General features: G+C 37.0%; 10 protein-coding genes. 4 read left to right on the top strand and 6 right to left on the bottom strand.

Annotated elements, in window-relative coordinates; genetic code table 11:
• Window positions 1-45 precede the first annotated feature (45 nt).
• Together GQR54_RS16485 and GQR54_RS16480 are read right to left on the bottom strand one after the other, a co-directional pair.
• Complete coding sequence (locus GQR54_RS16485) at window positions 46-1,383, bottom strand: ankyrin repeat domain-containing protein (RefSeq protein WP_166379031.1); 1,338 nt, start codon at window positions 1,381-1,383, stop codon at window positions 46-48.
• A 402-nt stretch (window positions 1,384-1,785) separates the two neighbouring features.
• Complete coding sequence (locus GQR54_RS16480; RefSeq protein ID WP_166379029.1) at window positions 1,786-2,379, bottom strand: ABC transporter substrate-binding protein; 594 nt, start codon at window positions 2,377-2,379, stop codon at window positions 1,786-1,788.
• A gap of 245 nt (window positions 2,380-2,624) precedes the next feature.
• Here GQR54_RS16480 and GQR54_RS16475 point away from each other — a divergent pair, with 245 nt between their 5' ends.
• Complete coding sequence (locus GQR54_RS16475) at window positions 2,625-3,161, top strand: acyloxyacyl hydrolase (RefSeq protein ID WP_166379027.1); 537 nt, start codon at window positions 2,625-2,627, stop codon at window positions 3,159-3,161.
• A gap of 125 nt (window positions 3,162-3,286) precedes the next feature.
• Window positions 3,287-3,433, top strand: coding sequence for a DUF2897 family protein (locus tag GQR54_RS16470; RefSeq protein ID WP_166379025.1), 147 nt, complete (start codon window positions 3,287-3,289; stop codon window positions 3,431-3,433).
• Window positions 3,434-3,493: 60 nt separating this feature from the next.
• Here GQR54_RS16470 and GQR54_RS16465 read toward each other — a convergent pair whose 3' ends face one another.
• Both GQR54_RS16465 and bamC read right to left on the bottom strand, forming a co-directional pair.
• Window positions 3,494-4,933, bottom strand: coding sequence for a YjiH family protein (locus tag GQR54_RS16465; protein ID WP_166379023.1), 1,440 nt, complete (start codon window positions 4,931-4,933; stop codon window positions 3,494-3,496).
• 66 nt (window positions 4,934-4,999) lie between these two features.
• Window positions 5,000-6,061 (bottom strand): outer membrane protein assembly factor BamC, encoded by a 1,062-nt coding sequence (bamC, locus tag GQR54_RS16460; protein WP_166379021.1) that lies wholly within the window; start codon window positions 6,059-6,061, stop codon window positions 5,000-5,002.
• 359 nt (window positions 6,062-6,420) lie between these two features.
• Between bamC and GQR54_RS16455 the strand changes: the two genes are divergently transcribed.
• Window positions 6,421-6,954, top strand: a complete 534-nt coding sequence (locus tag GQR54_RS16455; RefSeq protein WP_166379019.1) for an ACT domain-containing protein — start codon at window positions 6,421-6,423, stop codon at window positions 6,952-6,954.
• An 11-nt stretch (window positions 6,955-6,965) separates the two neighbouring features.
• Window positions 6,966-7,445: a thioredoxin-dependent thiol peroxidase gene (gene bcp / locus GQR54_RS16450; protein ID WP_002963124.1), complete on the top strand. Its 480-nt coding sequence runs from the start codon at window positions 6,966-6,968 to the stop codon at window positions 7,443-7,445.
• A 509-nt stretch (window positions 7,446-7,954) separates the two neighbouring features.
• Here the strand turns inward: bcp and GQR54_RS16445 are convergent.
• Together GQR54_RS16445 and GQR54_RS16440 are read right to left on the bottom strand one after the other, a co-directional pair.
• Window positions 7,955-8,473: a GNAT family protein gene (locus tag GQR54_RS16445; protein WP_166379017.1), complete on the bottom strand. Its 519-nt coding sequence runs from the start codon at window positions 8,471-8,473 to the stop codon at window positions 7,955-7,957.
• 576 nt (window positions 8,474-9,049) lie between these two features.
• On the bottom strand, window positions 9,050-10,906 hold the full coding sequence (locus GQR54_RS16440) for a retron Ec67 family RNA-directed DNA polymerase/endonuclease (protein ID WP_166379015.1): 1,857 nt from the start codon (window positions 10,904-10,906) through the stop codon (window positions 9,050-9,052).
• Window positions 10,907-11,414: the final 508 nt, after the last annotated feature.

Below are 11,414 nucleotides of genomic sequence, written 5' to 3'. Positions count from 1 at the left end.
GCTTAAATTGCTTTAAGCGCGTTTTTTTTAACTGTTTAAAAGTGACTAAACCAAATCACTTAAGGCAGCTAGCACCACAATACTTGCCAACCCTATTTGAGCAATTAAGCTAATAAACGAAAAGCCTCTAAGCACAAATAAACCCCAAGGGTGTTTAATATGTGGGTATAACGCACAGCGTTTTAAGGTGGTCGCAAAGAAAAAACAAATCACTGCCGCCATAGTTAGACTCAGCGTCAGCTCACTTTTAATGGAGAGTGTTTCATCAAAAAAGAAGAACAACTGCAGAGGCAGCAATATAGTGACAATAGCGTGCAGCACATGTACTTTTTTAATACGATCAAACTGCCCTTCCGGCGAAAGCTCTTTAATACCAAAATCACGCTCTAAGCATTTAACCAAGTTATTAGCTTTAATACTAACCGCCAAACGGTAACAACTTAAGCCTTCTTTATTGCGCGCTCTAAAGTTATAGCCCGCTTTAATAAGCAGCACCATTAACGATTCATTTTTAGCAAATACGGCATAATGAAGCGCTGTGTTACCTAGATTATCAACCGCTTTTTTGTCTTGCTTTGCAAGTAGCGTTTCAACCACATTTACAAAGCCTTTTTCGGCGGCCCACATAAAGGCTGTTTTATTGTTTTCATCAGCAAGAACACCTGTAGCGCCTTGCTCAATAAAACGCATTGCCATTGTTTGCTTGGCTGTTTTTTTACGTAGGTGCGTTAATAAGGCTTTTTCTAACAATACAACAGAGTCAACATCAGGAGAAACTTGTGTAAGCAACGTAAAGTAGTCTTTTCCTGATGCTACTTTTTCGCTGGCAAGTTCGCATAGCATATCTAAATCAGCAATAGACTCTGGGATAAATGCACTTAAACGCTCTCTAAAATCAACTTCCTTCCAAAGGGCTAATGTATCCTTTGCTGAAAGTTTACTTTTATTATTTAGCGCATGCTCAATTAACGTGAAATAGCGTTTACTAAAAAACAAATCGACTAAAGACAGTGGCGTATCTATGGTATTTTGTGCAGCCACACTTGCGTATTTTTCAAGACGTTGGCACAACATAAGTACTAAGCTTTCAGGGGTATATTCATTATCATAGTAATGGCTTTTAACCGCACTAATATACGCTTGTCCGTCTTCGTCATACTCAGAGATATGTTGAAAGTAACATTCTTCAAATGGTTCTAGCGGGGTTAGCCATGCCAAATAATAAATAGGCGGCAGCACGGTGGTGCATACACCATCATCTTCATTTGTAGAACGACAAGCAGGCCAGGCTTCCAAAGCATCTAAAATAAAGGCACCGTTTTGTTCTACCAGTCCTTTAATGAGTAATGGGTATTCCTTTGGCCAAATCAGTACATTTTCCATTAAAACAACACAACTCCAGTGTGGCTTGGGGGTGGTAAGTTATACCAGCTTTTAGCTGACACCACGCTTAATCAAAGTGTCGATATTCTAGCACACCTTTGTTTTGCAGCTAGCGCAAAATTACGCAATAACAACAATCCTTTAGGATTAACCCAACTAGCTTAATTAAGTGATTTATCTTGAGATAGGAAAACCGAGTGATAGCAAGGCAAAAATTTCGTTATTTAGTTGTTCTAAATGAGAAATTTTTAACGCAACTAGCGCCAGGTTTGCCCCCTAAAATGATTAAGTATTATTGCGGATTAGTATTATCCTTAACAAGAATATAAAAACGGCCAAGTACATAAGTAATTGGCCATTTTTGAGGTTGGAGTTGGGCTTAATCAGAGCCAGACAAATAGTCTATTTACTTTTTAACTCGCTAATAACTTGCTCTAAACCCACTTCAGAAATGCGTTGAATAATCTCTTTTTGCTTAGCACTTAATAGTGAAATACCTTCAGCAACAATATCGTATACTTTCCACTCATTATTTTTACCTAAACGAAGCTTAAAGCTTAAATCGATTGTAGGCGCATTTGGCTCAATAATTTGTGTATTAACCGTAGCGTACTCAGAGTCGCTTCTTGCGTTATTACGCTCAAATACAACTTTTTGACCTGTGTACTTCATTAGTGCACCGGCGTATGTGCCTGTTAAGTAATGCTCTACTGCATCTATAAATTGAACAGCTTGCTCGCGCTCAATACCTTTAATGTGTTTACCTAATAATTTAAACGACACAAACTTAACATCAATGTGTGGCATTAAACGTTTTTCAACAATGGCAGCCATCGCATCTTTGCTAGCCGTCCCTTTTGAGTTTACTTGACCAATATCTGAAAAAAGCTTGTCGGCTACTGATTCTAATAACTGATCAGGCGATTGCTGAGTTTGTGCAAATAACGAACTGCTAAAAAAAGCAGTGGCTAAAACGAATAGTTTAAAGAGTTTCATAATTGTATATGTCTGTATGATTAAGATGGCTGTAATTTACGCGTTCTATACACAATAAAAAAGGCACAAATAAGCAACTTATTAATGCCCAAATCGCACCAATTGAATAAGAAAAGAAAATTCAATTAGTTACAAACCTCCATTAACAGCCTATATACAACCGGCATTTTGTCCTCATTGTAATTGTTAACAGGCCGCCCTTATCATTTAGTCATCACTTTGAACTAAACAAACATTTGGCACCTATGAAAACGTCACTTAAAGCACTTATTATCTCTTTAGTATTAGTAGTTTCACTTTTTGGCAAACTTGCTTTTGCTCAATCGAATCACGGTTATGCTGTTGATTTTCTTAAAGGCGAAGGCAACGTTAATGGCGTTAAGCTTGCGTATCAGTATCATGCACCTAGTATGCAAAACCTTATTGGCGATGCACGTTTTTACTTTGAAACCAGCGTAAATATGTGGGAATACCGCCACGGCGATGAAACACAATCAAACCTAGTACTTGCTATGTCACCTGTGCTGCAATTTCCTGCCTTTAGTTTTAACAACACCCCATTTTATGTAGAAGCAGGGATTGGTATATCACTGATTGATGAAACGCAGTTTGCCGGTAAAAACATAAGCACTCACTACCAGTTCGAGGACCGCATAGGCCTTGTTGCCGACTTTGGCCACACCAATGTTGCCCTTAGAGTTATTCACTATTCAAACGCAGGCTTTAAAGAGCCAAACCCAGGGCTTAACTTTTTAACGCTTTCGGTAGCTAGACGCTTTTAAGGTTATTGATTGTGTTTTGAGTAATTGATTGCGTTTTGAGTAATTGATTGCGTTTTGAGTAATTTAATTGCTGTTATAGCGTAAAGCGGTCACACTTAAAGTACTAATGATTAAGTGATACTGCGATGCAAACTTGGCATATAGTAATTATTGTCGCCGTTGTTTTTGCCATTATTATTGGCAATATTGCGCTGATTAGACTCTCTGCAAAAACAGAGTTTAAAAAGCCCAACGCCAATATAAAAAATACAACAGACATAAAAAAGCCCTGATTAATCAGGGCTTTTTTGTAATGCAAATCCGCATAACACTTAATTATATTCTGCGTTAATTTAGCCTACTAACCAATGCGCCATTAGCGCAATAACAGGTAAAGTAATTAGCGTTCGCAAAATAAATATAATAAACAACTCTAAAATATTTACCGGTATTTTACTGCCAAGTAAAAGTGCGCCCACCTCAGACATATAAATAAGCTGAGTTACACTCATTGCGGCAATAATAAAGCGCGTTACATCACTTTCAATAGAAGTAGCTAATATTGACGGAATAAACATATCAGCAAAACCAACCATAATAGTTTGCGACGCGGCTGCCGCTTCTGGTACTTGCAATAGCTCTAAAAATGGCACAAACGGCATGCCTAAATACTCAAATATAGGCGTATGCTCAGCAATAATAAGTGCAAATGTACCTACAGCCATAACCACAGGCAATACACCAAACACCATATCAAGCGCGTTGTGTACGCCCTCTTTTATAGTACCTTTAACACCCGTTGAGTTATCAGCTTTAGCCAACGCTACATCTAACGAATGGCCAAATAAGGTTTTATGACCCGGTATTTTTTCAGCGTCTCTATCTGGTTCAGTGCCATCAATTAGTAAATCTTTTTTAAAGCACAGAGGCGGTAATCGCGGCACAATAATCGCGGCCACAATACCGGCTAAACATACCGTTGCGTAAAACGGTGCAAATAGGTATTCAAGTTTAACTTGCCCAAGCACCACTAAACTAAAGGTAATTGAAACCGCTGAAAACGTAGTACCAATAATAGCCGCTTCGCGTTGTGTATAATGTTTTTGATCGTACTGCTTTGCAGTCATCAAAATACCTACACTGCCATCGCCTAACCACGATGCAGTACAGTCAACCGCACTTCTACCCGGTACGCCAAATACAGGGCGCATTACTTTAGTCATTAACGTACCAGCAAGCTCTAGTAGACCAAAGTTAATTAATAGCGGCAGTAATAAGCCCGCTAAAATAAATACCGAAAACAACACTGGTAGTAAATCATTTAATACCAGCGCGCCAGTATTGGCTGAGGTAATCATCTCGCTACCTAAGCTTAAGTAAGTCATTAAACCAAATGCCATACCAAATAAGCGCACAATTAACCATACCCAGCTCACATCAAATAAATGCTTTAGCAAAGGTGAATTACATATAGCGGCGGGCTTAAAGGCTTTAGTAACAACAGAAACAACACCAGTAATACAAATAATGACAGTAATAAAGGTTTGTATTGATTCAGCCATAACCCCTTGTACAATTTTTGCCATAACGGCAATAGGAATGGTCATTCCTGCAGAAATATCAATAACTATTTCTTTAAAGAAAACACTGCTGAGTGTTTCAGACAGAGCTGTTTTCATCTCTACAGAAGTCGTTATAGGTGTCATAAATAAAAACACACCAATTAACGAAGGAACCAAAAAAGTAAACCAAGTGCGCCACGTATAATGTGAACGATGAGGTAGCTGAGACATATTTTTTAACCTATAAAAACCACAAAAAGAGCTTAGCGCTCTTTTTGTGGTAAAACTTATTATTATTTAAATTTTAATGCCGCGCTGGATAAGTGCTGCTTCTAATGCTTGTTGTAAACCATTCATAGTACCTGGTTCAAGCGTTTCGCCTTTGTCATCCATCCACGTTAAGCTAGTACCGCCTTCTTTAGTTTTACTTACTAAAATTTGGTATTGGCCTTCATCAATCGGTAGTTGAGCTACCTCATCACCCCAAATTGAATCCCATACACTACTTTCAGGTTTAGTATAATCAGCAGTAATTAAGCCTGTATCTGGGTTAATTTCAACAATAGTGAACGACAAGCGCTCTAAAAATCCAGAAAAACGGTCAAACACAGCTTCGTAAGATTGCTCAGTTACAAGTGCTGCATTACCTTTGTTATCAAAGCCCATTTCAAGAGAAATAATACCTTGGCGTTTACGCATATCAACTTCAAGTTGACGGTAACGGTAATCAAACTCGCTCACTACTTGGTTAAGCGCACGCACTTCTAACTGCTGCTTAAGTAAATCGGTTAGCGTTTTATCACCTTTAAAATCAATCAGCTCTACACGTAAAGACGCAGTACGCTGGTGTGATTTTTCTTCAATAGTGAATCTAAATTTTTCTAAGTCATCGTTAACTTCATCGCCCCACCACCAAAAACCTTCTTCTGTTTTGATGATTGAGTACCAATCAGTTTCAATAGTACCTAGTAGCTTATCTTCTTTAATTGTGCCTGCGTTATTCTCAGCAAGTACCGATTGAATCGTATCCCAAAGAAACTCATCTAAATCAGCAATGCCATCGTTTTTATCAAAATAAATACGCGCTTGTTTATCTGCTTCTTCTACCCAACTGCCTTTAGCTATTGTTAATACTTGTGCCGGTGGGCGGTAATTTGTAGCTTCAGGATTATTGTCGTATTGACCTACATCCATTTTATAAACTGGATCTTGAGCTGGTTGAGATAACGACGCTGGTGCTTTTACAGGCTCATGCGTACGATAATTACGCTCATTATGTGCTTGATTAGTAAATACACTACATCCTGATAAACTTACCAATACACTTACTGCAAGTGCTTTTGGGATCCAATACTGCACAGATATTTCTCCTTAGCAAACCCTTTAATTGTTTTAACAAATATATGAGTGGGTAATGCCGATTTGGTTCAGTGTAAAATCAATATTAACTTTACATTTATTATTTGGCTGCCTAAATGCAATAAAGTTCAGTACTTCAACTTAGCGATAAAACTAAGCGCAAATAAGCAAATTTTAGCTATGGTACTTTCCCGTGCCAGTAAAAACAAGAAACACCGCACTTTAAAAGCGCTTAATTAGCGTGTGCTGTAGTTTAGAGCCCTTTTTGTGTTAAACTTCGCCGCCGTGCAACCTCTCGTGTGTATTTTTGGTGTTGCCAACTCGGTTGATATAATCCAAGTAACAAGGTATTTGAACTCATGACTGCATTTTCAAATCATCAAATTGTTTTAACAGCGATTGGCGAAGACAGACCCGGTATTGTAAGCGAACTAACCCAACTGGTTAGCGATTGCCACTGCAACATTATTGACAGCCGCATTGCAATTTTAGGCTGCGAGTTTACCTTTATAATGTTACTCAGCGGCGATATGTCTGCAATAAGCCGCATAGAGCACGTACTACCTACTAAAGCCATGGAACTTGGCCTACTTACCATGATGAAGCGCACAGCAAGCCATACTCCTGAGGAGTTTTGTGCAGGTTACACGCTTGAATACACAGGCATAGACACCCCTGGCACACTCAGTAAAGTAACGCGCTTTTTTGCCGACAGCAATATCAGCATTTGCTCGTTAAAATCAGACACGTTCGATGAACAAGTCGATACCAAAATGCGCTGTGAAATCGAATTTAATATTCCGGTTGATGTAGATATAGATCAATTTAAAATTAGTTTTGAGAGCCTTTCTCACACGCTAAACGTAGATTATATTTTTAAACGAATTCGTTAAGGATGCTAAACATGAACACAATTAGCCCATTACAAGCTGGCGATACTGCACCCGCTTTTAGCCTACAAAACCAAAACGACGAAACAGTAACATTAAGCGAGCTGTTAAAAGAGCAACAAGTGCTTGTGTACTTTTACCCTAAAGCGTCAACACCGGGTTGTACTGTACAAGCCGAAAACCTACGCGATGAGCAAGCACAGCTTGCTAAATTTAACACCCGCGTTGTAGGTATTAGCCCAGATCCAATTAAGCGCCTTAAAAACTTCGAAACTAAAAAAGAGCTTAACTTTGACCTGTTAGCCGATGAAGATCACGCCATTGCTGAAGCATTTGGCGTATGGGGCTACAAAAAGTTTATGGGTAAAGAATACGATGGTATTCACCGCCTAACGTTTTTAGTAGGCCAAGACGGTAAAATTAAACACCTATTTGATAAGTTTAAAACTAAAGATCATCATCAAGTGGTTTTGGACTATCTTGCAGCAGAATAAGCTAGTGGCAGAATAAGCTAGTGGTTGGGTAAATTAGCTACCAGCTATTAGACAAATACAAAAAAGCGTTGCTCAAGGGCAACGCTTTTTTATGCCTATACATTTTCGCTATATAAAAATTAAATCGTAATTGAGTAAATAATTTGTTAAAACTGCTAAAGCACTTATTAGCACCTTACCAATTGGATATTTAAACCTTGAATAAAAGCCTAAAATTTAAACTTTATTTAACTGCCTTAATCATCTGTATTATCGGTTTTAATTTTTCAGAACCAAGTATGCAATTTTACTCAAACCCGTTTTATATCGGTAGTTTCGTTTTTGCTATTGCACTTATAATCTCTGTAATTAATTACGCCTGCCCTGCCTGTAAGAAAAACCAAGTAATGCACTCTATTTCTAATTATAAGCTCCCCACTAACAATTGTTATAACTGTGGGAAAGAGGTTGATGAGAAAAGTAATTAAGTAGACGGGGTTATTACTGGAGAGTCTAGTACGTGGGGTTATTCACAAATCCACTTGGTATATATTAAGTTGTTGTAGTGTATTATTAACCGATACAAAGTTTGGAATAGTACCAACTAAACTTGCGCCTGATTTTAAAGCAATTTTAATACTAGCTACATTTTGTTCTAAGCATCTAAACTCAATGACTTTAGTACTTGTATTTTTGAGTATGCTTGGCACTTTTGCGATTACTTGACTGATAATATCATTGCCTTGTGCATCACTACTTAACCAGTAACCAAGTTCCGCTATATTCAAATCAGGACAAATAGACTTAACTGCAAAAACACCACTCAGATTATCTTTATAATAAATCTTAAACCACCGCGAACCATTAAGCCCGCTATTTACTCTGTCGAGTATGTACTTTTTAGCTGATTCAATATTGTTTACCCCTTCTACCCAAGGCAAAAATGCACCTAAACTTTCTCGACTTAAATTAACAATCTTCAAAATATCCGCAGCATCGCCTTCCACTAAAGGAGCCAGTTTAATGTTTTCTGCAATTTGGATATGCAAGTGTTCTTCCTTGTGAGTATTGATTTTTATAGTTCTAAGCTTAAAACTAAAGATCACTATTAAGTAGCCCCAAACTTATTTGACGGCTGAATAACCTTTGAGCTGTTAAAAAGATACAGAAAAGTATTACTCTAGGGCAACGTTTTTTTATGTTACTTACTAAAACTTTGATTAAGTAAAAGCGTGTTCGAGGGATAACTAGGCAGTCAATAGTTTTGATGTATGAAGTCAAGATTTGACCCCTTTGGATTCCAAAGGCAACGCTTTTTTTATGCTAGTTATTAAATATTTTGGTTAAGTGAAAGCATGTTCGAGGGATAAATAGGCAGTCGATAGTTTTGATGTATGAAGTCAAGATTTGACCCCTTTGGATTTTCTATTAAGTAGCCCCAAACTTATTTGACGGCTGAATAACCTTTGAGCTAGTAAAAAGATACAGAAAAGTATTACTCTAGGGCAACGCTTTTTTATGCTAGTTATTAAATATTATGGTTAAGTAAAAGCAGAATCTAGGGGTAGATTGAGGTCTGAAAATAGAAATTTACATACCTTCTTCTTAGCTTTGATATACAACCTTTACTTATTTATATCATAATGGTCAATTACCATCACAATACGATCTAGTAATGGCTTCAGACCATTAAAGTTTATATTCTTCTTTTGTGCTTTTATGATATGTGTCGCAAATGCATCTTTACTAAGGTCTTTGTCAGCGTTTCGTTTAGCTGCAGTGTTGAAACATTTTTTAGAGTGTTCTCTAAGTCGGTCCTTGTCAGTAAAGAAGTATTCAATATCGGTATCACAATCTTTAATACCTTTAGGTGTCATTACAATATATAGATTATGAAATAAATGTACGAAGTTTGCACTTCTCAAATCTTTTTTTATATCCAAAGTTTGAGGATATATTTTTGCTTCCTTTTGATTAGAAATGTAACCAAAGATACCCGCATCTTTTGGCCCAGCATCATTATCAATGATTATAATTACAGGGTGCTGTGGTTTAGGCGCTTTATACTTTTTAAATTGTGTTCGGTAGTTAACAATAAAGTCTTTTAAATAGCCAGCTCCACCATATAGTTCCAGTAAAAATCGTGTCCGCTTTGAGTACTCAACGAAACGAAGTAATAACTTATACTCATTATTCGCTACTCTTGCTAACTTTGGATAACTAATAACTAACTCATTGATAGCTGATTTAATATAAATATTATCGGTTTTACCTTCGCATAAAATTGTCGGCTTATCATTGCCATAAAATAAACGATAGAATATAAATTGGCTGAACGTTTTCTCTCTACCCGATAGAAGTAGCTTAGTATTACTCCCTACGTTTTTTAATGCGAGCTCAGGCTTTAAGGGACTTTTTTGCCTAATTCTGTTGTAATGATCCACTTGGTCAATAAAGTTGAGCTGCCCTTCCAGTTCATTTATATTTCCAGCAACCTCAATATCATTTTTAATTGAAGTGAACTCTCCCGTTTTAAATAGAAAATTACACTTAGCCCGTACTGTGCGCCAATACTCTTTTTTAGTATTCGGTCTTTGGTTTACTATTAAGCCAGTAACATCTTGTCTTGAATCTTTATATTGAATACGTGTTTTTTTATGATTTATTAAAAAGCCAGCACGTTTAATTTCATTAGTTAATTTTTCTCCCGGTATATATCCATGATTATCATCAACTTTATCCCTCATTATTTGAGGTGGAAATACTGCTCTTCTAGTAGAAAAGGTAATATCATCAGCATACCTTGAGTAAGTACACTTATAATCCTTTGCTAATGAAGCCAAACGAATATCTAGACTATGAGTAATTAAATTAGTTATTACTGGAGAGCAAGGACTTCCTTGAGGCAAGGTATCTTTGTAGCAAGCAATTTGAGCAATCATTGTTGCTACACTAGGATCTAATCGAAAATTTATATTCTTAATAAAAAAGCTGCGCACGCGACCAAAATTAAAACTATCAAAAAAATCTTTTAAATCGATATTGAGCACATTCTTCTTACCCAAGTGCATCATTGCATTAGTAATAATTGAACGTTTTCTAACAAAACCATGAGATAAGGAAGGTTGTTTATGCTTAGAGCTTGGAATTTTAATTTTTAGAACTTCAGCAATATGATCTTTTTTCTTTGCCGAAAGCATTTTTGGAGAAGCAATCTGAGATTCTGGATATTTATTTTTATTAATCTCATCAATACAATCTAGCAATAAATTAGATAAGGAAGATTGTAAGCTTTTCAAGTCATCCGATGGTGCATTTATAAGCCTTTGACCGCCAGACTTTTTATCAATCGAAAATTGATGATATTGATTTTCTGGTCTTACAACATACAAGCAACGGGTTAAGAAGCGAGGGTCTACATTTAAAGCTCTTGCGAAACCGGGCTTCGATGAGACTGTTTTTAAATGAGTAAGTCTTGGCATAAATAAATCCATTTATAAGTGGTGGCTTATGGGCACTCCTAGGCATTATTATATACGGAAGCAACTATGAGAAACTATAAGATGCAATCCAGACGGATAATTGTTTCACTGTTCGCGAAGCGCGAACTAAAAATCTGCCCATAAGCCGAGCAAAACAATAACAGATACATAGATAGATTCAAATATATTCTTATCTTTTTAAAAACATCAATAATAACGTTGATATAAAATCAAAGGGGTCAAAATCAAAGGGGTCAAATCTTGACTTCATACATCATAATTAATTAGCTGTTGGTATTCGCAAAAACTCAAATACGTTACTGTGTCGGATGGCGCTTCGCTTATCCGACCCACGTTTTCAAATATATAATGTGGGGGTATTGGGGGCGTGGGTATTGCAGGTTCGTTGGGTTTCGCTACGCTCTACCCAACCTTGTATCTCTTCTTGATGAGTGTTTAGCTAGCACTTGTCACATCGGGAAGACAGTGAGCTCGTACCCAACCAGAG

The sequence above is a fragment of the Pseudoalteromonas sp. Z9A4 genome (genome assembly GCF_011378845.1).
In the GTDB taxonomy this organism is placed as follows: Bacteria; Pseudomonadota; Gammaproteobacteria; order Enterobacterales; family Alteromonadaceae; genus Pseudoalteromonas; species Pseudoalteromonas arctica.
This window is presented reverse-complemented; position numbering and strand designations above follow the sequence as displayed.